Below are 25872 nucleotides of genomic sequence, written 5' to 3' on the forward strand. Positions count from 1 at the left end.
GGGCATTCGTGGCATCAGCCGGAAAACCCCACGGAGAATCACATGGAAGATGCGGGCGCCGGCACCGACATCGGGACCTTGATCATCGTCGACAACTTCGTTGAGGCGGATGATCTGATAGACGCGTTCGAACGTCGCCTGATGGGCCCCGTCCTGCATCTGCGCACGGTCGATACCGCCCGGGCGATGCTGGCCGAAGCCGGTCACAGGCCGCAGCTGGTGGTCATCGGCGTGGCGCCAGACGCGGCCACGACTGCGGCGCTGATCGCCGAGCAATGCCGCGCGGGCGGCCGTGTCCTGGTGCTGAACGGCCCGCCGCCGGCCGTGGCCACCCCGGGGGTTGTCCATCTCAGCCGGCCGTGGACGGAAAGCGACCTGACCGGTGCGATCCGGCAGCTGACGGGCGAGGACAGGCCCGGTCGGGATGGCGGCTGGCATCTGGGGTGAACTCCTCGGTTCAGCCTGAATAAGGCCGGGCGCGCCGTTGCGGTGCCTCTCCCGGCCGTGCCGGGGTGGCATCGGACAGGGGGCGCCGAACGGTGCCCGGCTGCGTCGCGCCTGTGCGCGGTTCCCCCTGACAACGTCACCACGGGCACAAAAGTTCCCGGCCAAATTTCCGGAACCGCCGGGCCCGCAGCCACGTTCTTTCCCCAGTGATCGATGTGAAAGGATGTAACGATGCTGTATTGGGCACTGATCTTCTTTGTTGTCGCGCTGATTGCCGGCCTGTTCGGGTTCGGTGGTATCGCGGCGGCATCCTCGGGGATTGCACAGGTTCTGTTCGTGCTGTTCCTTGTTCTGTTCCTGGCCACGCTGGTTGTGCGCCTGGTGCGCGGCACCTGGTAACGCGGCCGGGCCGGCGGGGGCGCAGAGGCGCCGTGCCGGCCACGACCACAACGCCGACGGGCGGTCCGACAGCGGGCCGCCCGTCTGCGTTCGGGGGCCGGATTTCATCGGCGGATCCTGTCGGCCTGTCCGTGCCGGATGATGGGCGCGCGGCGGGAAATCCCACCGATCTTGGAACCCGATCCGGGGCCATGCGTTTGTTATTCAATAGGAAATCAAAGGAGATGACCGATGAAAGATGGACTGAAAGTTGTGCCTTCCGCCAGCGAAGTTTCGACCGGCGTGCGTGACACCGACGCCATCGCCCAGGGCCTTTCCGGGGTTCTGGCGGACACCTACCGACTGGTGTTCAAGACCCACGCCTATCACTGGAACGTCGAAGGCCCGCTGTTCTATTCGATCCACAAGCTGACCGAAGACCAGTACGAGAACATGTTCAAAGCCGCCGACGAGCTGGCCGAACGCATCCGCGCGCTGGGCCAGCTGGCTCCGGCAGCCATGGCCGAGATCGTCCAGAAATCGAAGATCGAGGACCGGGGCGTCGACCTGACCGCTGCCGAGATGGTCGAGGACCTGGCCGCCGATCACGAACGCATCGCCCATAGGCTGCACGCGCTGGTCACGCTGGTCGACGGCCGCCGCGACCCGGTGACCGAAGACCTGGCAACCGAGCGCAGCGCCTTCCACGAAAGCGCCGCCTGGATGTTGCGCGCGATCGCGAAATCCTGACGCGACACGTTATTCCGTTGTCCCGTAGGCACCTCTGCCTGCCACCTGCCCCGCTGTTGCAGCGGGGCTTTTTTCGTGGCCGGAGGGAGGCTGGTCATTGGGGACATTGGGCCGCCCGCGGCAGGCGGGCAAGAGCGTTGGCGTGGGAAGCCGCGCGTGGCCCCAACACCGCCAACCGTCGGGCACGAAAAAAGGGGGGCCGCGAACCCCCCCCAAATCGTCACCATGAAAAAGACGTTTGAACCTTGGGCCTCAGGCCTTGAGCGTTTCCGTCGAGGCAAAGAACATCGCCTGGCTGACGGCCGAACGGACCTGGTCTTCGCTGTAGGGCTTGGAAATCAGGAACGCCGGTTCCGGCCCCTCGCCGGTCAGCAGCCGTTCGGGATAGGCGGTGATGAAGATCACCGGGCAATCCGCGCCATGCTTGGCCAGGATGCGGTTGACCGCGTCGATGCCGCTGGAATTGTCGGCCAGGTGGATGTCCGACAGGATCAGGTCGGGCTTTTCGCGATCCGCCAGGGCAATCGCCGCGTCTTCGGTGCGGGCAACGCCGGTGATCTGGTGGCCCATCTCGCTGACGATGGCTTCAAGGTCGATGGCGATGATGGCCTCGTCCTCGATGATCATCACGCGGCCGGACACCGATTTCGACATCTCGGTATAGGCGATGTCGACCAGTTCCTTGGCTTCGGTCTCGCTCACCGACAGGATGGCGGCCAGCTCTTCGAACGAGAATTCCTCGATCGTGTGCAGCAGCAGCGCCTCGCGCGTGTCGTTGGTCAACCCGGCCAGGTGCGCCTGGGCCCGGGCAGCCAGCCCGGTTTCGCCTTCGCTCAGCGCCGCGCCGCTGGTCGACCAGATGGTGTGAAAGACCTGGAAAAGTGCTGCCTTTGCCGGCAGGTCGCGTTGATAGACCTCGGGATCGGCCAGGATCGCTTCCAGGGTTGCCATGGCATATTTGTCACCGCGGTCCTGGGCCCCGGTCAATGCACGGGCATAGCGGCGCAGGTAGGGAAGGTTGTTCCCGACCTGAGCGGCAAGATCTCCGTTAGAGGCAGATGTCATCCTGTGTGTCTCACTTTTTTTGGACTATCTACGGAACCAAACCACGAAACCCGCGTTTCGTTCCCGTTGCGGAGATAAAAATATGGTTGAGCGCAGATAGACATGACTGAAAAAGATCGCGCATCGAAGTTGGAGCAGATGATCGACGCCAATCTCAAGCGGGCGTTCGATGATGTGCTGAACGAAGATATACCGGATCGGTTCACCAACCTCCTGGCCGAGCTGCGCGCGGCCGATACGCCGGAGAGCGGCGAAACGGACACCCAGGCCCAGAAGGTCGGAGGCGCGCGGAATGGCGGCTAATCCACGTGACGAGATCGTGGAGCACATCAAGTCGCTCCGTGCCTTTGCCTTCAGTCTGACCCGGAACGGGGCCCTTGCCGATGACATGGTGCAGGATGCGCTGGTCAAGGCCTGGAGCAACATCGACAGCTTCGAGGCCGGCACCAACATGCGCGCCTGGCTGTTCACGATCCTGCGCAACACCTATTATTCGCACCACCGCAAGCGCCAGCGCGAAGTCGAGGATGCCGATGGCAGCCACGCCGAGAGCCTGTCGCAGAAACCCGACCACGATGGCCGCCTGCAGATGCGCGATTTCAACACGGCCTTCGCCACGCTGAAGGAAGAGCACCGCGAGGCGCTGGTGCTGGTCGGGGCCAGCGGGTTTTCCTATGAAGAAGCCGCAGAGATGTGCGGCGTCAAGGTCGGCACGATCAAGAGCCGGGTCAACCGGGCGCGGGCGCGCCTGTCCGAACTGATGCACCTGGAAGAAGACGAAGGGCTGGATCTGACCGATTCCGTGACCGCGGGTATCGTGTCTTCTCCCAACCGCGCCGCCTGAATACCGGAGCCGCCGTGAATGAAGAGACTGCTGGCGCCAGCACGCAGCCTGACCGGGCAGCTGGTTGTTTTGCTGACGCTGGCGCTTCTGCCGCTGGGGTTGATCTCGGTCTACCAGACACGGGCCGTGGTGTCCGAGGCAGAGCGGCTGAACCAGGCCGCCCTGCTGGCCGAGACCGAGGCCGCCGCCGCCGCTGAACGTGAGCTGATCCGAGAAGCCCTGGGCGCCGCCCAGGGCATGTCGGCCTTGGGGATGGAGCGGTTGCAGAACGAATGCGACGAGCTCCTGGCCGAGTTCGTGCGCTTTCACCCCCGGTTTGCCTATGCCGGTTTCGCCGATCCCGACGGCCAGGTGACCTGTGCCTCGCGGGCCTCGGGCATCAACATTGCCGAAAGCGATACGTTCAAGCGGATCACCGACAGCGATGGCCCCCACATGGAGCTTGTCGCCCAGGGCCGGGTGACGGGCATTCCGGTGGTTGTCGTGGCGGAGCCGGTGCGCCGCGATGGCGGTGTCGAGGGCTATGTCATGATCTCGATCCCCTCGCGCATCGCCGACGCCCTGCTGAACGAAGACGATTCCGCCGTCGACCGCGGGCTGCACCTGGCCGCGATCAATGCCGATGGCCACGTGATCTCGGCCACCGGCGGGGCGGAAACGGCCGAGGCCCACATGCCGACCGGCGTGCTGCCCATCGGGCTGTTCGACCGCATCGGCGACACCTTCCATGCCTGGACCAATGACGGCGAACGCCGGGTCTTTGCCATTTCCCAGATCGTGCCCGGATCGGCCGCCATCGTTGGCAGCTGGCCGGCCGAGCTGGCCGCCACCGACCATGCCATCTGGCGCGCCCGCCTGTCGGTGGTCTTTCCGCTGCTGATGTGGCTGGCCGGCATGGGCGTGGCCTTTTTCGGCATCCAGCGCCTGGTGATCCGCCATGTCCAGGCCCTGGCCTCGGCCATGCGCCAGCACGCGCTGGGGCGGTTGTCGAAGGGCCGGATCGAGCTGGACAGCCCGCCCGAAGAGCTGAAATCGGCGGAAACGGCGTTCAACCGGATGATCCTGCTGCTGGCCCAGGCCGAGGCCAAGCAGGAACAGGACCTGCGCGACAAGGAAGTGCTGCTGCGCGAGGTCCATCACCGGGTCAAGAACAACCTGCAGCTCATCGCGTCGATCATGAACATGCAGTCGCGGATGACCCATTCACGCGAGGCCAAGCGCATCCTGCGTGACCTGCAACGCCGGGTCCGCGGCCTGGCCACGCTGCACCGCTCGCTCTACACCGGGCCGGAAACCACCACCATCGACGCGGCCGAACTGATCCGCACGATGCTCAACGACCTGGCCCCGGCCAGCCCCGACGTCGCCCTGACCATCAACACCCGGCTGGACGAGGTTCACCTCTTCCCCGACCAGGCCGTGCCGCTGTCGATGCTGTTCTCCGAGGCGATGACCAATGCCATCAAATATGCCGGCCGTCCCGAGGATGGCCCGGCCCGGATCAGCGTCGTGCTCGAAGCCCGAGAGAACGGCGTGATCTTCTTCTGCCTGGAAAATACCCTGGGTCAGAGGTTGATGCCGGAAGCCGATTTCGACAATGAAGTCGGGGGGTTGGGCACAAGACTCATGCGAGCGTTCATCAGCCAGCTAGAGGGTCGCGCGGAACAAGATCAGGACGAGCGGACTTACCGCTACATGGTGACGTTCAAGCGGGCCGATTTCACGGGTGACGCGGCGGCATAGGGCGGGCGAGTGATGATGCGAGACAGGATCACGGCGGATTTCGAGGTGTTGATCACGGCCGAAGAGGCCTGGCCCGCGTTGGAACGGGCGGTGATGGAGGCCGAACACGACATCATCGCGGGGTTCCGCATCTTCGACATGCGCACCCGCCTGCGCAGCCCCGGCGCCCGGGCCATCGGCGAGACCTGGTTCGACCTTCTGGCCGACGCGCTGCGCCGGGGCGTGCGCATCCGGCTGGTGGTGTCGGATTTCGACCCGGTGATCGCCACCGAGCTGCACGAGCTGTCCTGCCAGACCAAGCGCCAGGCCGGCGCCCTGTGGGAAATCGCCCGGCCCGAACCCGGGCAGCTGCAGGTGATTTCCGATCTGCACGCGGCCGAGGCGGGCATGTTGCCCTGGCTGGCCCTGCTGCCGGTGACCGTCCTCAAATGGCGCGAGCGCCTGCGTCAGATCCGGGGCATGCGCCGCAAGTTCCAGGCCGTGCGGCTGGATCCCGACCGCCTGCCGGGGCTCTTCCCGGTCAGCCATCACCAGAAGCTTGCCGTCATCGACGACCAGGTGCTCTATATCGGCGGGCTCGACATGAACGAGCGGCGCTGGGACACCGTCGATCACGACCGCCGGGCCGACCAGACCTGGTCGGATGTCCAGATCCTGACCCGCGGCCCCGAGGCCCAGCAGGCCCGGTTGCACATGGACGAGATGCTCGACGTGACCGGCGGCGTGACCGAACCGACGCCGCTGCCCGACATCCGGCGGACCATGTCGGCGCCCCGGCGCGTGCAATTCCCCTTTCTGTCGCCGCGCACGGTGCTGAACGAGATCGAGACCGATCACCTGAAGGCCTTCGAACGGGCGCGCCACCTGATCCATATCGAAACCCAGTTCCTGCGCTCGTCGGTCATTGCCGACGGGCTGGCCCGCGCCGCCCGGGCCAATCCCGACCTTGGCCTGATCGTCATCCTGCCGGCCCTGCCCGACAACGTGGCCTTTGACGGCTCGACGGCGATGGATGCGCGGTTCGGCATGGCCCGCCAGGCCGAGGCGATCGCCCGCGTGCAGGACGCCTTTGGCGAGCGCGCGACCTTTGCCAGCCCGGTCCAGCCGCGCTTTGCCTCGCGCGATTCAACCCAGGTGCTGGCCGGATCGCCGGTGATCTACGTGCACAACAAGGTGCTGGTCGTCGACGACGATTTCGCCCTCGTCGGCTCGGCCAACCTGAACGGCCGGTCGATGCATTGGGACACCGAGGCCGCCCTGCGCATCACCGCCCGCGAACGGGTCGCCGCCCTGCGCGCCGGGCTGTTCCGGCATTGGTGGCAAAAGATCCTGCCCGAAGAGGCCTGGCTGCCCGACACGTTGCAGCCCTGGTGGCACCGCGAGATCGCGCGCAACGGCGTGCGCCAGCCCGAGAACCGCAGCGGTTTCCTGGTGCCCCATGCGCCCGATTCCATGGCCGAACTGCGGACCGACCTGCCCGGCGTGACCGAAGACCTGGTCTGACCGCAAAATTTTTCACGGCCCCGCCCGGGGCGGTGGAACAACCGGTCGCCCCAAGAGTTTATTATTCAGAAGCAAGGAGATAGCGGAAAATACCCGCTGTCTCCACCCGACCGCCGTCTGCCATGGCATGGGCCGTGGCGACATTATCGTCCGACGCAAACCCAAAAGGAGTGACGTCATGAACAGCGACCAGATTCAAGGCAAATGGACCGAAATCAAGGGCAAGCTGCGCGAGGCCTATGGTGACCTGACCGACGACGAACTGGAACAGGCCAAGGGCGACCGCGAGCAGATCGAGGGCCAGATCCAGCAGAAATACGGCAAGACCAAGGAAGAGGCCCGCAAGACCGTCGACGAGATCCTGGCCAAGGTCTGAGCCCATGGACCGGACTCACGACGAGACGGCCGAGGCCAAGGCCCGGCTCTGGGACAAGCTCGAGGACAGCCGGACCGGCATGCTCTGGGTCGCGGATGCACACCAGCATCCCCAGCCGATGACGCATTTCGCCGATCCCGAGGCCGAGAGCCTGTGGTTCATCACCTCGTCCGACACCGATCTCGTGGCCGCCATTGGCCACGGGGCCGAGGCCCGGTTCACCGTGCAATCCCCGGGCGATGGCTTTCACGCCAGCCTCACCGGGTCGCTGGTGAGCTATGACAGCGCCGAAAAGCTCGACGAATTGTGGAGCTTTGCGGCGGCGGCCTGGTTCGAAAAGGGCCGTGACGATCCCAAGGTGACGCTGCTGCGGTTCTCGCCGCGCGAAGCGTCGGTCTGGATGTCTGAGGGCAACCCGGTGGTTGTCGGGGTCAAGATGATGCGTGCGGCGATGTCCGAGGGCGAAAGCCACCCCGATGTGGGCGAACATCACGTGCTGTACCTGAACCTGGCGGCCTGAACCGGCCCGCACCGAAATGCAAAGGCCGGTCCCTTCGGGGCCGGCCTTTTGCCGGTTACGTGGGGGGCGCGAGCCGGGCGCCTGCAGCGGGGGCAAGTCGACCCTGGCCCAAACATGGCTGCATCACTCGCAGCCCCTTGAATTACCGGCCATTCCCGCGTCTATTCGCTATCAGGCACCGCCCTGTCCCGTGCTCACCCCTCGTTGCCGCCGACACCGCTCGGGCGCCGTTGGGGCGCATGACCAACAAGGGAGTGTCCGATGACATCACCCACCTCCACCCCCGCACTTGTCCTGGGCCGCGTCGCCCCGACCCTGCCGGTGCGCGACATCGTCCGGGCCTGCCAGGCCTATCGCGCGGCTTTCGGCTTCGAGACGGTCTTTGAAAACGGTGATCCCGTGGGCTTTGCGATCCTCAGGAAGGACGCGGCCGAGCTGCACCTGACCTTGCAGAAAGACACCCGGCCGGTCGCCTTCAACCGCGCCCATATCCTGGTGTCGGATGCCGACGAGGCCTGCCGCCGCTGCGTCGCCCAGGGGTTTCGCATCATCAAGTCGGTTCAGGACAAGGAGTACGGCCTGCGCGCCTTTGTCTTTGCCGACCTCGACGGCAACCGGATCGACGTCGGCCAGGTAATCTAGGGCCGTGATCTAGCGCCGCCGAGCCGCCCCGTGGGGGGCGGCCGAGGGCGTCACGCCGGGCCCAGGGCGTCTTCGCGTACGGCGGCGGCCTGGTTGCGGGCTTCGGCCCGGGCCCGGGCGGCCACCACCAGCGCGCGAAAGATCGCCCGTTGCCGGCGGGCATAGAACAGGTGCTCGGGGTGCCATTGCACGCCGATGGCAAAGGGATCGCGGATGCGCTCGACGGCCTGGATCATGCCGTTCTCGTCGCGCGCCGACACCCGCAGCCCGTCGCCCAGCCGGTTGACGGCCTGGCTGTGCAGCGCGTTCACATCCATGTCCGCCTGGCCTGCGATGCGGGCCAGGTGGGTGTCGTCCAGCACGTCGATGCGCCGGCGCGGCAGGATGGTGCGGATCTCGCTCTCGCGGCCGAAGGTCTGCCAGGCGTCCTGGTCCAGCGTGCCGCCAAGCGCCACGTTCAGCATCTGCGCGCCCCGGCAGATGCCCAGGATCGGGATGTTGCGGGCCAGCGCCTCTTCGGCCAGCCGCCGTTCCAGCGCATCGCGCGCCGGGTCGAGGCGCACGCCGATGACCGGTGCGCCGCCGTATAGCTCGGGGGAAATGTCGTCACCGCCACCGATGATCACGCCGTCCACGGCGTCGATATCGGCCGGCCGACCGGCACCCCAGCGCCGGCCTCGGCCGCCGGCGATGCGGATGTTCAGGTCGACAAGCGGAAAGATGCGCCAGCCGGACCGGCGCGAGGTGGTCACTCCGATGATCGGCCGGGTCATGCGGCGGTCTTCTGCCCGTCGTCGCCCAGGCGCATGGCCACGTGTTCCGCCCATTGCCGGCGCGGTTCGCGGCGCAGCACGCCGGTGGCATAGCGGAAGGCCTGCCAATCGTCGCAGAGCGACCACAGCAGGGCGCTGTCGCGGGCCACGGTTTCGACCTGCATCCAGCTGTCCCAGGGCACACGCAGCGACCAGTCGGATTCGTCGATGCGGCAATCGGGCAGGCGGTAGTGGAACGCCGGGCGGGCCGAAACCGGGCCCGCCGAGGGCACCACCACGTCGAACCGCTCGGGATCGAGGTGCCGGAACAGCGGCATCAGGTCCAGCCCGTGGTTCCGGGTCTGGGTGTGGTCGGTATAGATGCCGAACAGCTCGTCCAGCGAGGCATCCGGCGCGCTGACCAGCGCATCGACCAGGCTGGGCGGCCAGGGCGAGACAAAGGGCAGGAACCGCCGCGTCGGATCGACCGGGTTGGCCATGTGCAGCCAGTCTTCCAGCAGCCCATAGGCCAGGATGGTGCGCGCGGTCATCAGCGGATCCTCGGGGGTTTCCGGGTTGAGATGCACGCCAAAGCCAAAGAACAGCCCGTCGCGCGATCCCTGGGCCCCGGCCCGGCGCAGCGCGTCGCGCAGCCCGTCCAGCACCGGCAGGTCGGCGGTGGTCAGCGGCGGGGTGATCAGCTCGACCGGCACGACACGCCGGGCCAGGTCCAGCCCCATCTCGATCAGCGGCCGCGCCCCGGCCTTGCGCAGGGCGGTGTCCAGCTCGACCTTCATGGTCCCCAGCGCACTGCCCTCGATCTCGAAGGCCCGGTGGCCCGCTTCGCGCAGGTCTCCGCCCAGCGTCTCGGCGATCAGCCGGGCGGCGTCGTCTTCGGTCAGGCCCGAGAATTCGATCTCGATGCCGCAGCGCCGTTCGGGACCGTCACCGGCCGGAAGCGGCGGATAGCTGTGGGTTCGCTGCTGTGTCATATGCGGGCAACGCGCCCGGCGGCGGCCGGGTTCCCGCCGTCGCGCCCGCCGGGGATGGCCGGGGTGGCGTTTTACCGCCGCCCCGTGGCGCCGATGTCACGCCCCGCCGGGGCCGTCGTCGGGGTCGCCAAGCAGTTTGCCGGCCGCGTCCAGCTCGGCCAGCAGGGCGCGGATGTGGTCGACATCATAGGGTTTGCGCAGCACCGGGGCCGGCGGGTAATCGGCCAGCAGGTCGGCGTTTTCCCCGTATCCCGTGGCCATGGCAAAGGGGATGCCCCGTGCTGCGCAGGCCTCGGCCACGGGCAGCGAGCTGTCCTCGCCCAGGTTGACGTCGATCAGGGCAAAGCGGATCGGCCGCCGGTCCAGGATCTCGATCGCCTCGACCACCGACGGCGCGCTGTGCACGGCGCTGGCCCCCAGCAGGCCCAGCCCGTCCGACGCATCCAGCGCGATGATCAGGTTGTCCTCGACGACCAGCGCCTCGCCGGCCAGGGTCACCTCGGCCACCGGGCGGGTGGTCTCGGGGCCGGGGGTTTCGGGCGGTGTCACCTCGGCCCGCTGCACGGCCGTGGCCGGCAGGCGGAAATGGGCGCGCAGCCCGCCCACCCGGAAATCGACCGAGGCCTCGCCCTTCAGCTCGAAGGGCACCGAACGTTCGATGATTGTCGTGCCAAAGCCCCGGCGCTTGGGCGGCTTGACCGGCGGGCCGCCGCGCTCGCGCCAGTCCAGCACCGCCGCGCCGTCGCGGTCCAGCGTGACCTTCAGCTCGACCCGCCCGGTGCTGTCGCTCAGCGCGCCGTACTTGGCCGAATTGGTCATCAGCTCGTGGATGACCAGCGCCATGGTCGTGAAGGCCTGGGGCGACAGGTCGATGGCATCGCCGGTCTGGCGCACCCGGTCGGCCTGGCCCGACAGGTAGGCCCGGGCCTCGGTTTCGACGAGGTGGGCCAGCGGCACCCAGGCCCAGGACTTGCGCGTCAGCTGGTCATGGGCCCGGGCCAGCGAATGGATCCGCGCGTTCAGCACGTCGGAATAGGCCTCGATCGTCGTGGCATCGCCCCGGCCCTGGCTGACCAGCCCCTGGATCAGGTTCAGGATGTTGCGCACCCGGTGGTTCAGCTCGGCGATCAGCAGCTCCTGCTGTTCCTGCGACCGTTTCCGCGCCAGGTTGGCCTCGTCGCTCAGCTTGAGCACGATTTCCAGCAGTGTCACCCGCAGCGCCTCGGCCGCCCGGCGTTCGCTCAGCCGCCAGGGCGCGGAAGAGCCGCGCACGACCTCCTGCCAGGCCTCGAAGCTCTTGCGCGGGGTCAGGCGCAGGCCGTTCGGCCCCGGTTCGGCCGGTTTCAGCGGATCGCCGGCCCAGCTGACCGACCGGGCGATCTCGCGGCGGAACAGCACGATGTAGTCGCGCGGCTGGCGCGAGATCGGCAGGGCCAGGAGCCCGGCCGCCCGTTCGACAAAGCCGTCGCCGGCCGGATAGCGTTCGGTGATCCGGTCGGTAGCAAAGACGGAACTGACCTGGGTGGTGTTGAGGAACCGGGCCAGGCCCATGAATTCCTCTTCGGTCGGGGCCGATCCCATGGCCCGGTAGCGGCCGTGGGAATAGACCGCCAGCCCGTCGAATTCGACGACCTCCTCGACGGCCCGGGCGATGGTGTCGAGATTGTCCAGGACGTCGGGCGTGCTGGTCATCTGGGACAGCAGCCGGTCATGCATCTCGCGGGCCAGGTCCATCTCGGCCAGCTCGGTGTTCATTTCCATCTGCGTCAGCTCGTAGCTGAACAGCTGGGCAAAGAGCTCGGCCGCCGAGCGGGTCTGGTAATCGACGTAATGCGGCGCGTCGTGGTGGCAGGCCAGCAGGCCCCACAGCTTGCCCTTGCTCAGGATCGACACCGACATCGACGCGCCGACGCCCATGTTGCGCAGGTATTCCAGGTGGATGGGCGACACCGCCCGGGTGGCCGACAGCGACAGGTCGAGCGGATCGCCCGACGGTCCCAGCGCGGGCAGGACGGGCACCGTCTCGCCGTTGACGTCGGCAATGATGCGCAACAGGTTGCGGGCATAAAGCGCCCGGGCCTGGCGGGGAATGTCGCTGCCCGGAAAGCGCAGGCCCAGGTAGGGCGTCTGGCCGGGGTCGAGCGCCTCGGCGATGACCGTGCCGGTGTCGTCCTCGTTGAAGCGATAGACCATCACCCGGCGGAATTCGGTCAGCGCCTTCAGGCCCCGGGCGGCCTCGCGGGCCATGCGGTCGATGTCGTCATGGCGCTGGATGCGGCCGATCAGGGCGCGGACCATCTCGTTGTCGTCGCCGTGGCGATCGGTCCGGGGCGCGCTGCGTTCGAATTCAAAGATATACAGCCGGCCGCTGCGATGGATCGACACGTCATGGGCCACGCCATCGCCGGCGACATCCAGCCCGAACAGCCGGGCCACGGCGTCGTCGTGGGTCAGCATCTGGAGCCGCGAGCGCAGGTCGTGCACGGTGCGGGGCGGCATCAGGTCGATCATCGACTGGCCGATGATATCGTCCGGGCCCCGGCCCAGCAGGTCGCCGATATTGGCCGAGGCATGGGCCACGATCCAATCCGCCGACACGGCCATCAGCATGCCGAAGGGCTGGACCTGTCCGATGATGTGAATGGGCTCGCGGTCGCAATTGGTAAGATCGACCGCCTGTGCGCCGGCGCTGGTCCGGTCGGTATCCGTGTGAGAGCTCATTGTCGTGTGTCGGCCAAGGGGTATCCGTGAGAGGTCAGAAGTAAGCGCCTTCGATGAATAGACCGAAGATCAGCCGGCTGTCATCAATTGCGCGATCTGCCGTGGCGCCGGTTGCGGGCATGCCGCCGGCCTGGTCGCAAAACCGCTTCCAGGCATCGATTTCGGGCTCTGTGCCAAAGGTCTGCGTGGCGCGCCGGACCAGCGGATCGGTGGCCGAGGCCCATTGGCGCTGTTGTATCCGCGCGCCCAGGCGCGAGCCGTAGACGACGTAGTCGATGGCCAGGGCCGACAGGCTGTCGCGCAGGGGCGCGGCCCGGGGCAGGGGAAGCCGGCCCAGAACGGCCAGGTCGGTGCGCATGCGCCGCGACAGGTCGGCGGCCACCCGGGCGCTGGCGGCCTGGGTGCCGGCCAGCGCCGCAAAGCCCCGTTCGTTGACCTGCAGGAACCGGCCCAGCCCGTCGGCCCGGCGCAGGTCATAGGTGTCGAGCATCGCGTCGAGGGACTTGTGCGCCTCTGCCGTATCCTGGCGCAGGCGGTCCCTGAGGGAGGCGGGCGCGGCGTTCATGTCGTCGGGCGTCAAGCGTGTCTCCGGGGAACGGCGGCCGGTTGGCCAGTTGTGGGGCATGCCATGCACACGGCAATGTGAAGATTGTAATCTGTGACACAGACCGGTCCAGAGCGGCGGCGAAATTCCGCCCGGAAACCGTGGCATCTCAGGCACGTTTCCCGCCACTTAAGGCCCTGTTAACCAAAAGAAAGGGCCAAGATGGATGGAGGGGTGGAAATGATATACCATCTTTCGCCCCAAAGGTCTTCTGGCGCGTTCTTTCATAGGGTTGGGCCGGTCGGTCGACGCCGAATGGCGTCACCCCGGCGCGGCTATTGCAAGCCCGACCATTGCGACCCGCCCCGTGCCGCCCCGCCTCGTGGCGACCCGCCCCGAGGGTGAACCCGGGCCGGCCGGCGGCCGCCCCAGATGCGCCGGTGTGATCAGCTTGGCGATGGCGCGACGTATGTCCGCCAATCGTGCTCCTCTTGGAAACCCAGCATCTCGCGGATCTTGCGGTTGGAAAACAGCGCCTCGTGTTCGCCCAGCTCGCGGGTGACGGGCACGCCGGGAAAGAACCGGGCCAGGATCTCGGTATTGGGAATGTCGACCGAATTGGTGTCGTTGCCCGCGTTGAACACCTGGAACCCCAGCCCGTCGGTAGCCAGGCAGCGATCGACGATCTGGCCCAGGTCGCGGGCGTCGATATAGCAAAACAGGTTGCGCCGGCGCACGCCGGGATCGGCAAAGAAGCCCGGGAAGAGATCGTATTCGTCGGGTTCGATCACGTTGCCGATGCGCAGGGCATAGATGTCGGCCCCCGAGCGGCGCTGGAAGCTGCGGGCGGTGACCTCGTTGACGACCTTGGACAGGCCGTAGCTGTCCATCGGGTTGACGTCGTACGCCTCGTCGACGGGCAGGTAATCGGGGTCGACCGTGCCATCGGCGAAACAGACGCCATAGGTCGTTTCCGACGAGGCGATGACAACCTTGCGGATGCCCAGTTTCACCGCCGCCTCGATCACGTTGTAGGTGCCGATCGTGTTGACGCGATAGGTCTCCTGGTCGGGAGCGATCAGGATGCGCGGGATCGCCGCGAAATGCACCACGGCATCGAAACGCGGCACGCCGGTGCCCGGCTCAAGCTCGTCGAAATCGGCATAGCTGGTGAGGACGTTGAACATCGACCCGCTGTCGGTGATGTCGGCCGTCAGGTTGTCGATGCCCGGCTCGTCCAGCGGGGTCAGATCGACATTCACGACCCGGTGGCCCCGGTCGCGCAGGTAACGGCAGACGTGGCGGCCGGCCTTGCCGGACCCGCCTGTGAACAGGATGCGCATGTGTTCCTCCCTTGCCCGGGTGCGCCCCGGGCCGTTGCGCCGGCAAGGTGACGGGGCCGGGCGGCGGGCGCAAGGGGGCGGTCAGGGATTGGCGCGGAACTGGCGCAGGCGGGCGCGGTGGCCGGCTTCGATATGGGCGCGCATGGCGGTTTCGGCGGTGCTGCCGTCGCGGGCGCGCAGGGCGTCGATGACCCGGTCGTGTTCGGCGATGGCCTCGGCGGCCCGGGCGGCTTCTTCCATCGTCGAGGGCCCGAGGATCAGCAGCGTCTTGTAGACCGCCTCGACCGCCCGGACGAGGTATCGGTTGCGCGCGGCTTCCAGCAGCACGGCATGGAACTGGCGGTTGGCCTCCTGCAGGGGGATCACATCGGCCTGCACGCGGCGCATCTCGTCGTTGATCGCCTCCAGCTCGGCCAGCTCGATGTCGGACGCCGCCCGGGCAGCGAACCGCGCGGCGGTGCCTTCGAGCACGGCGCGCATCTCGTAAAGCTCGCTGACCTCGCGGTAATCCAGCTTGCGCATCGTCGCGCCGACGCGCGGCACATGGGTGACCAGCCCGTCGGATTCCAGCTGGCGGATGGCCTCGCGCACGGGCGTGCGCGACAGGCCCAGCCGGTTGGCCAGGTCGGTTTCGGTCAGCCGGTCGCCGGGCCGGACATGGCCGGCCTTGATGTCCTCGATCAGCCGGGCATAGGCCTCGCGCCCCTGGCCGCTGGTCTCTGTCATGCGCCTGCCCCCATTGTGCAGTCCCCCTCTTTCCATTTGGTATACATTTGGATACAGACGTATTCAAGCATTCCCGCGTTGTCCCTCTTCTGATTCCGGTGCGACGATTCCCATGACACTCTTCCCATGCTGACCAACCTGTCTCCCAATATCCGCCGTGGCCTGACAATCGCGCTGGCCGCTCTTGGCGTCTGCCTGTTCAAGGCGCTGTCGCTGCCCCTGCCGTTCCTCTTCGGCCCGATGTTCGCCTGTCTTGTCGCCGCCCTGGCCGGGGTGCCCCTGAAGGGGCTGGGCCAGGTCGGCGTGGCCTTTCGCACCATCCTGGGCGTGGCCGTCGGCGCGTCGATCACGCCCGATGTCATCGCCCGGCTGCCCCAGATGGCCCTGTCGGTCTCGCTGATCCCGGTCTACATCGCCGTCATCGCACTGGTCGGCGTGCCCTTCTTCCGCAAGGTCTATCGCTTTGACTGGCCGACCTCGTGGTACGCGGCCATGCCCGGCGGGCTGCAGGACATGGTGATCTTTGGCACCGAGGCCGGGGGCAACATGCGCGCCCTGTCGCTGATCCATGCCACCCGGGTGCTGATCATCGTGACCGTTGCGCCGGTCATCCTGACCCGGGGGTTCGGCGTGTCGCTGACCAATCCCATCGGCGCCCCGATCGCCAGCCTGCCGCTGTCGGAAATGGCCCTGATGGCCGTGGCCGCGATCGTCGGCTGGAAGGGTGGCGAGCGGATCGGGCTGTTCGGCGCGTCGATCCTGGGCCCGATGATCGTGACGGCCGTGCTGTCGCTGGCCGGCCTGATCCATGCCCGGCCGCCGGCCGAGGCCATTGTTGCCGCGCAATTCGTCATCGGCATGGGCATCGGCGTGGGCTATGTGGGCGTGACCCTGGTCGAGCTGCGCCGGGTGGTCAGCGCCGGGGTGCTCTTTGTGCTGCTGCTGGCCGTGCTGGCCTTTGTCTTTACCGAGATCGTCGTGCAGCTGGGCCTGGCCCATCCGGTCGAAGGTTTCCTGGCCTTCGCGCCGGGCGGGCAGGCCGAGATGACCGTGCTGTCGATCATCGCCGGGGCCGACTTGGGCTTTGTCATCGTGCACCATCTCACGCGGATCCTGCTGGTCATCACCGGCGCACCGCTGGCCGCCCGGCTGATGCGGGTGAAGGACGGCGGGCCGGATGGCGGATCGGACGGGGGACCAGACGGGGGGCCAGACGGGGGCGGGACCGGCAAGGATGCCGGTGCGGACCCGGGCCGCAGGAATGGCAAGGATGGCGGCGGAGGCGGGAGCGGCTAGACCAGCACGGACAATGGCCGCGGCCGGAGCGGCCAAAGCGCCAAGGACGACGGCCGGAACCGGGGAGGCCAGAGCGGCAAGGATGGCGCCCCGACGCGCCAGGATACCAACGGGAACCGGGGCGGCCCCTGACCGGCCCGCATCCACCATCCGCGTCATCCGGTGCCCGATGATGGAGCCCCGACCCGCAGCGGAACGCCCCCGCGCCGGAGAATGCCCCTGACAGGTCGCATCCGAAATTGACCGCCCTGCCGGTCCCATAGAGGAGTGTTGCGGAACTGCGCCGCGGCGCAGCATAGAGGCATCTCAGGGAAACCCCACATGACGACCTTCGTTCTTACCGTCCAGTGCCCGTCGAAACGCGGCATCGTTGCCGCCATCTCGGGATTCCTGGCCGACCAGGGCTGCAACATCACCGATGCCGCCCAGTTCGACGACACCGAGACCGGCCGGTTCTTCACGCGCATCACCTGCACGCCCGAAACCGGGGCCACGCTGGACGGCCTGCGCGCGGGTTTTGCCCCCACGGCCGAGGCCTTTGACATGGAATGGGGTATCCATGATGCGGCCGAGCGGATGAAGGTCCTGGTCATGGTGTCGAACTTCGGCCATTGCCTGAACGACCTGCTGTACCGCTGGCGCATCGGCGCGCTGCCGGTCGACATCGTCGGCGTAGTGTCGAACCACCTGACCTACCAGAAGCTGGTCGTGAACCACGACATCCCTTTCCACCAGATCGCCGTGACCAAGGAAAACAAGCCCGAGGCCGAAGCCCGGCTGTTGCAGGTCGTCGAGGATTCGGGCGCCGAACTGGTCGTCCTGGCGCGCTACATGCAGATCCTCAGCGACGGGCTGTGCCAGAAGATGTCGGGGCGGATCATCAACATACACCATTCCTTCCTGCCGTCCTTCAAGGGCGCAAACCCCTACAAGCAGGCCTATGAACGGGGGGTCAAGCTGATCGGGGCCACGGCGCATTACGTCACCGCCGACCTCGACGAAGGGCCGATCATCGAACAGGACACCGTGCGCGTGACCCATGCCCAGAGCGCGTCGGACTACGTTTCGCTGGGCCGCGATGTCGAGGCCCAGGTGCTGGCCCGGGCGGTGCATGCCCATATCCACCGGCGCTGTTTCCTCAATGACGACAAGACGGTGGTCTTTCCGGCCAGCCCCGGATCCTACGCCTCGGAACGGATGGGCTGAGCCTGATCCCTGTTCCGGTCGCCGGGCATGGGATGCATGGCGCAAGGCACGAAAAGGGCCGGTCCCCGCACGGGGCCGGCCCTTTCCCGTCATGCGGGCCGGGTCAGTAGAGCAGCCCGGTGATGTTGCGCACCGCGGCCCGGCGGTTGGCGCGTTCGTCGGTCAGCACGGCGACCTTCAGATCGGTCTCGCCATAGCCCTGGGTGATCAGGTTCTGCGGCGGCACGGCAAAATACTGGGTCAGCGCCAGGGCCACCGTTTCGGCCCGGCGGTCCGACAGGGCCAGGTTGTAGACCGCGCTGCCCACGGCATCGGTATGGCCTTCGATCAGGAACACCGTGTCGGGCTCCTTCTCGATGATCTCGCGCATCGACAGGCCCAGCTCGCTCAGCGCCTCGGCCTGGCTGGGCTGGATCGCCGCCGAGCCGGTGGCAAAGGTCACGGCGTCAAGTTCGACCTCGGGGGCCAGCCCGCGCACCTGCTTGTAGTCGCGCACCTGCTGCAGCGAGAACTTGCGGTTCACGTCGCGGGCCATCGCCTGTTGCAGCGCGGCTTCCAGTGCCTGCTGGTCCGACAGCGACGGGCCGTCCTGGCGGGCGGCCGTGGCCTCGGGCAGGCTGTCGAAATCGATCGGGTCGGCTTGCTGCGTGTCGTCGAACAGCACGACTTCCTCGCCATCGGACGCACGGATCATGCTGCGCCGCAGGACGGTGCCGTCGGCCGCGCGCACGGTGATGATCTGGCTGCCGTCCTCGTAGCTGATCGTCTCGCGGGTCGAGCCGTCCTGGTAGGTCTGGCTGGACACCTGGGCCCCGGGCTGGGCCAGCAGCTCGTCGTCGTTCTTGAGCACCTTCAGCTCGCCGTCGCGCTCGACGACCACGCGGTCGCCGGTGTTGGACACGACCTCGTCGCCATTGTTCAGCACGGTGCCGACAACCGCCGCGCCCAGGCCCAGCAGAAGGGCCTTTTCAAAGGTCGACAGCCCGTCGTCGTCTTCGGTCGCGGTGGGGGCGGTGTCGTTGACGGCCGTGTCGAAATCCTGGTCGGCCCGGCGCACGTCGCCTTCGGTCACGGTGCGGGTCTGGGCCTCGGCGGCCTCGGCCCGGGCGTCCTCGCGGGTGGCGGCGATGGCGGCCCGGCGTTCGGCCCGCACCTCGGCCAGCCGCTGGCGCTGTTCCTCGGTCATGCGCTGCTGGCCGGCCTCGCCGACAGGCGCGTCGGCGGGCACCGTGTCGGCGGCCTGCTGTTGCGGAGACGGGTTGGCCTGGGGTGCCGGGCTGGTTTCGGGAGCCTCGGCGGTCGGCTGGTCGTTCGGCTGGTCATCCGGCGCCGTGGGCGCGGCGGCCTGGCCGGCCGGCTCTGCGGCCGGAGCGGCGGGGGCGTCCGGCACGTCCGGGGTCTGGGCCTGCTGGGATTTGGCCTGGTTGGCGGGGGTATCGGGCGTTTCAGGGCTCACCGGCGCCGCGGCCTGACCCTCGGGCACCTCGTCCATCGCCCGGCCATCGGCCGTGGCCAGGGCCATGATCTCGTCCTGCACGGCCTGCGGCGCGCCGTCATAGGCGGCCTGCAACTGATCGCCGCCGCGTTCGATGCCCCGGCGGATGGCCGCAGCCGAGCAGGTCTGCACGTCGTCGGGCGCGGCCTGGATGCCCGAGGCCGGCGCGGTGATCAGCGACATCAGCTCGGCCGACAGCATGTTGGGATTGTCGGCAACCGCGCCGGTCGGCGCGACGCAGGGGAAGGGGCGGCCGCTTTCCTGGGCCAGAATCGGGGCAGGGGCGGCCAGCGCCAGGCACAGGGCCATCGTGGCTGTGGACGAGGTCAGGGCTCGGATGGTCATCGGGTCCTCCATCGGTCTTCGATTTCCCGTGCCCATCGCGGACACCGGTTCCCCGATAAACCCCCTGCCCCCCGTGCGGGTTCCGCCGCCCGGTCGCGCGCATCGGCGGATCGCCGCAGGGGCGCCCATGGTCAACCCATTGCCGGAAAAGGGAAAAGGCGCCGCGAACCCGAAGTTCGCGGCGCCTTTTTCACAGCTCAGAGAGCTTGGTGCCCAGGAGAGGACTCGAACCTCCACGACCGAAGTCACTGGTACCTGAAACCAGCGCGTCTACCAATTCCGCCACCTGGGCAGGTAACGTGAGACGTGCGTTTAAGGATGCTTGCGGGGGGTGTCAAACGGATTCGCAAAGGTTTTTTGAATAAGTTGACATCGAAGGTCCCGGACGCCCCGGGGGCGAGGCGAATTGCGCCTTGTTCACAAGGGCGGGCGGCGCTAATTCCAAGGGAAGTGCAGACAAAGGAGTTTCCCCCATGTCTAAGCTCGTCACGATTTTCGGCGGTTCGGGCTTTGTCGGACGCTATATCGCCCGGCGGATGGCCAAGGCCGGCTGGCGCGTGCGTGTCGCGACCCGCCGCCCGAACGAGGCACTCTTCGTCAAGCCATACGGCGCGGTCGGACAGGTGGAGCCGGTCTTCTGCAACATCCGCGACGACGATTCGGTGGCCGCCGTGCTGACCGGGGCCGATGCGGTGGTCAATTGCGTGGGCGTCCTGGTCGAAACCGGCAAGAACAGCTTTGAGGCCGTGCAGGCCGAGGGCGCGGGCCGAATCGCCCGGCTGGCCGCGCAGCAGGGCATCACCGCGATGGTCCATGTCTCGGCCATCGGCGCCGATGCCGACAGCGACAGCGCCTATGCCCGCACCAAGGCCGCCGGCGAAGCCGCCGTGACCGAACACATGCCCGATGCGGTGATCCTGCGCCCGTCGATCATCTTTGGCCCCGAGGACCAGTTCTTCAACCGCTTCGCGCAGATGACGCGCATGGGGCCGGTTCTGCCGCTGGTCGGTGCCGACACGAAATTCCAGCCGGTCTATGTCGACAACGTTGCCGAGGCCGCCGAAAAGGCGCTGACCGGGTCGGTTTCGGGCGGGATCTACGAACTGGGCGGGCCGGACGCGATGAGCTTCCGCGCGCTGATGGACGACATGCTGGCCATCATCCGCCGCCGGCGCATCGTGGTCGACATGCCGGGCTTTGCCGCGCGGCTGATGGCCTCGGGCCTGTCGCTGGCCGAAACGCTGTCGCTGGGGCTGTTCACCAATACCGTGCTGACCCGCGACCAGGTGGCCAACCTGGGCCATGACAACGTCGTGTCGGGCGATCATCCCGGCCTGGCCGAGCTGGGCGTCGACCCGGTGGCGATGGAGGCCGTTCTGCCCGATTACCTGTGGCGCTTCCGCCCGTCGGGCCAATATGCCGAGATCAAGGAATCGGCCCGCGACCTGCGGGCCTGATCGCCGGCTGTCCGGTTCGGGGCCTCGTTCGGGGCCCCGACACTATATACCTACTCACGTATAGGCGTAGACCAGCAGCGCCACGCCCAGGATCACGCGATAGATGACATAGGGCGTAAAGCTGATCCGGCGGGTCAGGCGCATCATGGCGGCCAGAGCCAGCAGAGCGGCGACAAAGGCCAGCCCGGCGGCCAGCGCCGCATCCTGCGCGCCCGACCAGTCGCCGGCCTCGACCACGTCGAGACCCAGCAGCGCGCCCGAGGCCAGGATCGTGGGGATCGACATCAGCATGGCCACCCGCGCGGCCTCTTCCCGGGTATAGCCCAGCAGCCGCCCGCCGGTGATCGTGATGCCCGACCGCGAGGTGCCGGGGATCAGCGCCACGGCCTGCCACAAGCCCATGGTGATCGCATCGCGAAAGCGCCAGTCGACGATCGTCTTGGCCTCGGCGCCTTTCTGGTCGGCCCAGTAGAGCACCAGCCCGAAGATCAGCATCGTCCAGCCGATCACCGCCACCGAGCGCAGCGCCTGGTCCAGCCCGGTGGCATGCAGGATGAACCCCACGGCCATCACCGGCCCGGTCGAGGCGATCAGCCCCATGGCCAGCCGGGCGCCCAGGGTGTCGACCTTGCCACGCAGCAGCCGGCCCAGCCCGGCAAAGGCCAGGGCCACGTCCTTGCGAAAGTAGAGCACCACGGCAAACAGCGTGCCGACATGGACGGAAACGTCGATCATCTGGCCCTGGTCCTGCATCCCGGTCAGGCCGGGCAGCAGAATCAGGTGGCCGGAAGACGAGATGGGCAGGAACTCGGTCAGGCCCTGGATCACGGCGATCAGGACGAGGTGCAGCAAGGGCATCGGCGATTGGATCCTGTGCAAGATGTCGTCTTCGGTGTATAAGATGCTACCGAGGAAAGAAATTCGGTAAATAGGTCCGGTATGAGACCTAAAAACGACAGGGCGAGACCCAGATTCTACTCGCCATCCGCATTTTACCCCCATATAGGTCACAACTGCTGACTTTTCTTCGTGCGCGACTTCGCCTAAAGAGGCCAAGCTATTGCACCTAGGGATCAACCAAGGGACGTGTCTTCATGGCCAAGCAGCCGATGCTCAAATTCGTCAAGATCGAACGGGACATGCCCGAGAAGCGCACCGCGGATGCGCGCAAGGCGGATTTCCGCGAGATCTATGCAGAGTATGCCGATGCCAAGGCCAAGGAACAGGCCAGCCGCTGCAGCCAGTGCGGCGTGCCCTATTGCCAGTCGCATTGCCCGTTGCACAACAACATCCCCGACTGGCTGCGCCTGACCGCCGAAGGCCGCCTGCAGGAGGCCTATGGCATCAGCCAGGCCACCAACACCTTCCCCGAGATCTGCGGCCGGATCTGCCCGCAGGACCGCCTGTGCGAAGGCAATTGCGTGATCGAGCAATCGGGCCACGGCACCGTGACCATCGGGTCGGTCGAGAAATACATCACCGACACGGCCTGGGAAGAAGGCTGGGTCGAAGAGATCGTGCCGGTGACCAGCCGCGAGGAACGGGTGGCCGTGATCGGCGCCGGGCCGGGCGGGCTGGCGGCGGCGGACGTTCTGCTCCGGGCGGGCTGCAAGGTCACGGTCTATGACCGATATGACCGGTCCGGCGGGCTGCTGACCTACGGCATCCCGGGCTTCAAGCTGGAAAAGGACATCGTCCTGCGCCGGGTCGAACAACTGGCCCGCGCCGGGGTCGAGTTCGTCAACAATTGCGATGTCGATGCCGACATCTTCGCCACGATCCGGGCCGAGAACGACGCGGTGATCATTGCCACCGGCGTCTACAAGTCGCGCGACCTCGACCTTCAGGGCTCCGAGGCCGGGGGCATCGTCAAGGCGATCGATTACCTGACCTGTTCCAACCGCGTGGGCTTTGGCGACACGGTGCCCGAATACGACAGCGGCGAGCTGAACGCGGCCGGCAAGAAGGTCGTGGTCATCGGCGGCGGTGACACGGCGATGGATTGCGTGCGCACGGCGATCCGCCAGGGCGCGGAAAGCGTCAAGTGCCTGTACCGCCGGGACCGGGCCAACATGCCCGGCTCGCAGCGCGAGACCCAGAACGCCGAGGAAGAAGGCGTGGTCTTTGAATGGCTCAGCGCGCCCAAGGGCTTTGTCAGCGCCCCGGGCGAAGGCGGCGCGCGGGTGACCGGCGTGCAGGTGCAGAAGATGCGCCTGGGCGCGCCGGACGCGACCGGCCGGCAATCGCCCGAGGTCATCGAGGGCGCCGATTACGTCGAAGAGGCCGACCTGGTGGTCAAGGCCCTGGGCTTCGAGCCCGAGGACCTGCCGACGCTGTGGGACCAGCCCGAGCTGGCCGTGACCCGCTGGGGCACGATCAAGGCGGCCTTCACCAGCGGCGAGACCGAATTGCCGGGCGTCTACGCGGTGGGGGACATCGTGCGCGGTGCCTCGCTGGTGGTCTGGGCGATCCGCGATGGGCGGGATTGCGCCGCCGCGGTGCTGGAAGGCTTTGACAGCCGGGCGGCTGTCGCGGCCCAATAAGGGCTGGTGCCGCGGCCCCGGCCCGGCATGACTTTAATCAGGGCCGCATGACCGGCCCGACCCCCCCGAGGAAGCCCGGCACGGGCCGGCCCCGGGCCGGTGGTCGGGACCGGCCCGCGCGGCGGTTTTCGGAAAGCAAGGCAGGGCGTGATGGCCGAGACACGTGACAGGACGGGAGGATGCAGCTGCGGCGCGGTGCGCTTCGCGGCCCGCGACGTGCCGCTGGCTTTCGGCATCTGCCATTGCGAGACCTGCCGGCGCTGGACCGGCTCGGCCCTGCTGGGCGTGACCGTGCCCGAGGCCAACGTGACCTGGCAGGGCGCCGACCGGATCGCCCGGCGGCAAAGCTCGTCCTTCGCGGAACGGGGATGGTGCCGCGACTGCGGATCGCCGCTGTTCTTCCGGTTCACGGGCAACGGCGCGCCGGTTGGCGGCATCGAGCTGCCCATCGGGCTGCTGGACGACACCGAGGGCATGTTCGCCCACAACGAGATCTTCATCGATCACAAGCCGGCGGCCTTCGGCTTTGCCGAAAACGATCGCCAGGTGCTGACCCGGGCGGAATGTGCGGCCAGGTTTCCGCTGCTGGACAAGGGGTAGGCCCATCATGACGGCAACAACGCCCCGCATCCCTCCGCAGAACCCGTCGCTGGTGCGCCCGGCCCATGTGCTGGCCGAAACGCTGGTCGATGACGACACGCTGACGATCAGCCATTATCCCGGCCAGTCGGACCGGGTGGTCGTGACGTTCAACAGCGCCGGATTCAGCCTTTGGCGCGACCAGCCGGACGAGTTCATCGGCCTGGCCCGGGGCAACCGGCGCAACCACGTCATTGCCGTGACCGACCGCCGGCGCAGCTGGTATTCGACGCCGGGCCTGCAGAAACGCATCACGTCCACGCTGAAGACCCATATCGCCGGGCTGAACGTGGCACGGATCACCACGCTGGGTTCGTCGATGGGCGGCCATGGCGCGCTGCTCTTCGCCGAGCGGATCGGGGCCGAAACGGCCATTGCCTTCGTGCCGCAATTCACCATGCATTCGCGCATCAAGGAACCGCGCTGGACCGAGATGCGCGGCAGCCTGGTCGACGAGAACCTCGGCACGCTGCGGCCCCGGCTGACGGGGGCGACGCGGGCCTATTGCCTGTTCGGCGCCCGCGACAAGCTGGACCTCAAGCACCTGCGCTGGATCAGCCGCAACTGCACGGTGACCAGCTTCCTGCTGGACGGGTTCACCCATGAACTGCCGCGCGAACTCAAGGGCCGGCACATCCTGGAAGGCGTCGTCGGCGCGCTTCTCGATGAAGACATGCCATGGCTCGACGCGCTGCTGGGCCCGATGCTGGTGGACGATCCCCGGGCCGGTCCCGACGGTGCAGGTCAGCGCAGCGGGCCCGGGGGAGGGGCAGCCACGTGAGCGGACAGCAGAACACCCAACGCCAGCCAGAGCCGCAGCCGGTCGACCAGGTCGACGTCACCGTCATCCGCGACGATGCCGACCTGCGCATCAACCATTTCCAGGGCGACAGCGACGTGGCCGTCGTGGCCTTTACCGGCATCGGCCATGGCATGGGCGCCATCCAGCAGGACGAATTCGTCGGCACGGCCATCGGGGCCGAGCGCAACCACGTGATCTCGGTGATCGACCGCGACCGCAGCTGGTATTCCGCCCCCGACATCCAGAAGCGCATCCTGTCGACCCTGCTGGACCTCAAGGCCCGGCTGGGCGTTGCGCGGATGGTCTGCCTGGGCAATTCCATGGGCGGCTACGGCGCGCTGCTCTTCGCCGAGAGGCTGGGCGCCGACACGGCCATCGCCTTCGTGCCGCAATACACCATGCGGCTGGATTTCGGCGAACGCCGCTGGGGCGAATTCCGCCCGGCCATGCACGAGGACAACCTCGATACGCTGGGCCCGCACCTGACCGGGCGGACCCGGGCCTTTGCGGTCTTTGGCGCCGAGGACCTGCGCGACCGCATGCATGTCACGCGCATCCGCGACAATTGCATCGCCCGCGTCCACCTGGTGGCCGGCAGCGACCACAACAATCTTACCGTCTTTCTCAAGCGCCAGGGCGTCCTTGCCCCGCTGATCGCCGCGATGATCGCGGGGGACCACGGGCAGGTGGCCCGTCTCCTGGCGCCGTTTTCCGTCAACCCGGGCCAAGGTCCGACCTGAAAA

General features: G+C 67.4%; 26 protein-coding genes and 1 tRNA gene. 17 read left to right on the forward strand and 10 right to left on the reverse strand.

The features are described from left to right. Positions 1-42 precede the first annotated feature (42 nt). The 3 genes from ACK3BB_RS03680 (at position 43) to ACK3BB_RS03690 (ending at position 1575) form a co-directional block, all read left to right on the forward strand. Positions 43-447, forward strand: coding sequence for a hypothetical protein (locus tag ACK3BB_RS03680; protein WP_428927381.1), 405 nt, complete (start codon positions 43-45; stop codon positions 445-447). 231 nt (positions 448-678) lie between these two features. Continuing rightward, positions 679-846, forward strand: a complete 168-nt coding sequence (locus tag ACK3BB_RS03685; RefSeq protein ID WP_428927382.1) for a DUF1328 domain-containing protein — start codon at positions 679-681, stop codon at positions 844-846. 231 nt (positions 847-1077) lie between these two features. After that, on the forward strand, positions 1078-1575 hold the full coding sequence (locus ACK3BB_RS03690) for a Dps family protein (protein ID WP_428927383.1): 498 nt from the start codon (positions 1078-1080) through the stop codon (positions 1573-1575). Between the two features lie 252 nt (positions 1576-1827). Here the strand turns inward: ACK3BB_RS03690 and ACK3BB_RS03695 are convergent, their stop codons facing one another. Beyond that, positions 1828-2640, reverse strand: a complete 813-nt coding sequence (locus ACK3BB_RS03695) for a response regulator (protein ID WP_428927384.1) — start codon at positions 2638-2640, stop codon at positions 1828-1830. 102 nt (positions 2641-2742) lie between these two features. Here ACK3BB_RS03695 and ACK3BB_RS03700 point away from each other — a divergent pair, with 102 nt between their 5' ends. The 7 genes from ACK3BB_RS03700 to ACK3BB_RS03730 all read left to right on the forward strand — a co-directional run bounded on the left by ACK3BB_RS03700 (position 2743) and on the right by ACK3BB_RS03730 (position 8268). Further along, positions 2743-2943, forward strand: coding sequence for a NepR family anti-sigma factor (locus tag ACK3BB_RS03700; protein ID WP_428927385.1), 201 nt, complete (start codon positions 2743-2745; stop codon positions 2941-2943). Then, the gene (locus tag ACK3BB_RS03705; protein ID WP_428927386.1) at positions 2933-3484 is read left to right on the forward strand and encodes an RNA polymerase sigma factor; all 552 of its coding nucleotides are present in this window, start codon (positions 2933-2935) and stop codon (positions 3482-3484) included. Before ACK3BB_RS03700 ends, ACK3BB_RS03705 begins: the two co-directional genes overlap by 11 nt. Before the next feature lie 18 nt (positions 3485-3502). Next, positions 3503-5227, forward strand: coding sequence for a sensor histidine kinase (locus ACK3BB_RS03710; protein ID WP_428927387.1), 1725 nt, complete (start codon positions 3503-3505; stop codon positions 5225-5227). Positions 5228-5242: 15 nt separating this feature from the next. Next, positions 5243-6730 (forward strand): phospholipase D family protein, encoded by a 1488-nt coding sequence (locus ACK3BB_RS03715; RefSeq protein ID WP_428927388.1) that lies wholly within the window; start codon positions 5243-5245, stop codon positions 6728-6730. 178 nt (positions 6731-6908) lie between these two features. Next, a complete protein-coding gene (locus tag ACK3BB_RS03720; RefSeq protein WP_428927389.1) occupies positions 6909-7106 on the forward strand; it encodes a CsbD family protein in 198 nt (65 codons plus the stop codon). Between the two features lie 4 nt (positions 7107-7110). After that, a complete protein-coding gene (locus tag ACK3BB_RS03725) occupies positions 7111-7626 on the forward strand; it encodes a pyridoxamine 5'-phosphate oxidase family protein (RefSeq protein WP_428927390.1) in 516 nt (171 codons plus the stop codon). A 261-nt stretch (positions 7627-7887) separates the two neighbouring features. Continuing rightward, positions 7888-8268, forward strand: a complete 381-nt coding sequence (locus ACK3BB_RS03730) for a VOC family protein (RefSeq protein WP_428927391.1) — start codon at positions 7888-7890, stop codon at positions 8266-8268. Between the two features lie 50 nt (positions 8269-8318). On the opposite strand, the gene ACK3BB_RS03735 is transcribed toward ACK3BB_RS03730, so the two are convergent. From ACK3BB_RS03735 to ACK3BB_RS03760, 6 genes are all read right to left on the reverse strand, one after another. Then, on the reverse strand, positions 8319-9041 hold the full coding sequence (locus ACK3BB_RS03735) for a gamma-glutamyl-gamma-aminobutyrate hydrolase family protein (RefSeq protein WP_428927392.1): 723 nt from the start codon (positions 9039-9041) through the stop codon (positions 8319-8321). Then, a complete protein-coding gene (locus tag ACK3BB_RS03740; RefSeq protein WP_428927393.1) occupies positions 9038-10012 on the reverse strand; it encodes an amidoligase family protein in 975 nt (324 codons plus the stop codon). Before ACK3BB_RS03740 ends, ACK3BB_RS03735 begins: the two co-directional genes overlap by 4 nt. 96 nt (positions 10013-10108) lie before the next feature. Next, the gene (locus ACK3BB_RS03745) at positions 10109-12733 is read right to left on the reverse strand and encodes an HWE histidine kinase domain-containing protein (protein ID WP_428927394.1); all 2625 of its coding nucleotides are present in this window, start codon (positions 12731-12733) and stop codon (positions 10109-10111) included. A 34-nt stretch (positions 12734-12767) separates the two neighbouring features. Then, a complete protein-coding gene (locus tag ACK3BB_RS03750) occupies positions 12768-13313 on the reverse strand; it encodes a hypothetical protein (protein ID WP_428927395.1) in 546 nt (181 codons plus the stop codon). 410 nt (positions 13314-13723) lie between these two features. Then, positions 13724-14620, reverse strand: a complete 897-nt coding sequence (locus tag ACK3BB_RS03755) for an NAD-dependent epimerase/dehydratase family protein (RefSeq protein ID WP_428927396.1) — start codon at positions 14618-14620, stop codon at positions 13724-13726. 81 nt (positions 14621-14701) lie between these two features. Beyond that, positions 14702-15346, reverse strand: a complete 645-nt coding sequence (locus tag ACK3BB_RS03760) for a GntR family transcriptional regulator (protein WP_428927397.1) — start codon at positions 15344-15346, stop codon at positions 14702-14704. 126 nt (positions 15347-15472) lie between these two features. Here ACK3BB_RS03760 and ACK3BB_RS03765 point away from each other — a divergent pair, with 126 nt between their 5' ends. Together ACK3BB_RS03765 and purU are read left to right on the forward strand one after the other, a co-directional pair. Beyond that, positions 15473-16642: an AbrB family transcriptional regulator gene (locus tag ACK3BB_RS03765; protein WP_428927398.1), complete on the forward strand. Its 1170-nt coding sequence runs from the start codon at positions 15473-15475 to the stop codon at positions 16640-16642. A gap of 321 nt (positions 16643-16963) precedes the next feature. Beyond that, the gene (gene purU / locus ACK3BB_RS03770; protein WP_428927399.1) at positions 16964-17848 is read left to right on the forward strand and encodes a formyltetrahydrofolate deformylase; all 885 of its coding nucleotides are present in this window, start codon (positions 16964-16966) and stop codon (positions 17846-17848) included. 103 nt (positions 17849-17951) lie between these two features. Here the strand turns inward: purU and ACK3BB_RS03775 are convergent, their stop codons facing one another. Beyond that, complete coding sequence (locus ACK3BB_RS03775; protein ID WP_428927400.1) at positions 17952-19688, reverse strand: OmpA family protein; 1737 nt, start codon at positions 19686-19688, stop codon at positions 17952-17954. A gap of 207 nt (positions 19689-19895) precedes the next feature. Further along, positions 19896-19980 (reverse strand) — tRNA-Leu (locus tag ACK3BB_RS03780). A 181-nt stretch (positions 19981-20161) separates the two neighbouring features. Here ACK3BB_RS03780 and ACK3BB_RS03785 point away from each other — a divergent pair. After that, positions 20162-21145, forward strand: coding sequence for a complex I NDUFA9 subunit family protein (locus tag ACK3BB_RS03785; RefSeq protein WP_428927401.1), 984 nt, complete (start codon positions 20162-20164; stop codon positions 21143-21145). 54 nt (positions 21146-21199) lie between these two features. Here the strand turns inward: ACK3BB_RS03785 and ACK3BB_RS03790 are convergent, their stop codons facing one another. Then, positions 21200-22003 (reverse strand): undecaprenyl-diphosphate phosphatase, encoded by an 804-nt coding sequence (locus tag ACK3BB_RS03790; protein ID WP_428927402.1) that lies wholly within the window; start codon positions 22001-22003, stop codon positions 21200-21202. Positions 22004-22239: 236 nt separating this feature from the next. Here ACK3BB_RS03790 and ACK3BB_RS03795 point away from each other — a divergent pair, with 236 nt between their 5' ends. The 4 genes from ACK3BB_RS03795 (at position 22240) to ACK3BB_RS03810 (ending at position 25869) form a co-directional block, all read left to right on the forward strand. Continuing rightward, entirely contained in the window at positions 22240-23688 is a 1449-nt protein-coding gene (locus tag ACK3BB_RS03795; protein WP_428927403.1) for an NAD(P)-dependent oxidoreductase, read from the forward strand. Between the two features lie 150 nt (positions 23689-23838). Beyond that, positions 23839-24288 carry a GFA family protein gene (locus ACK3BB_RS03800; RefSeq protein ID WP_428927404.1) on the forward strand — a complete coding sequence of 150 codons (450 nt, stop codon included), beginning with the start codon at positions 23839-23841 and terminating at the stop codon, positions 24286-24288. Between the two features lie 7 nt (positions 24289-24295). Further along, the gene (locus ACK3BB_RS03805) at positions 24296-25108 is read left to right on the forward strand and encodes a hypothetical protein (protein WP_428927405.1); all 813 of its coding nucleotides are present in this window, start codon (positions 24296-24298) and stop codon (positions 25106-25108) included. Further along, positions 25105-25869, forward strand: coding sequence for a hypothetical protein (locus tag ACK3BB_RS03810; protein ID WP_428927406.1), 765 nt, complete (start codon positions 25105-25107; stop codon positions 25867-25869). Before ACK3BB_RS03805 ends, ACK3BB_RS03810 begins: the two co-directional genes overlap by 4 nt. Positions 25870-25872: the final 3 nt, after the last annotated feature.

Source organism: Marinibacterium sp. SX1 (assembly GCF_050389775.1).
GTDB lineage: Bacteria > Pseudomonadota > Alphaproteobacteria > Rhodobacterales > Rhodobacteraceae > Marinibacterium.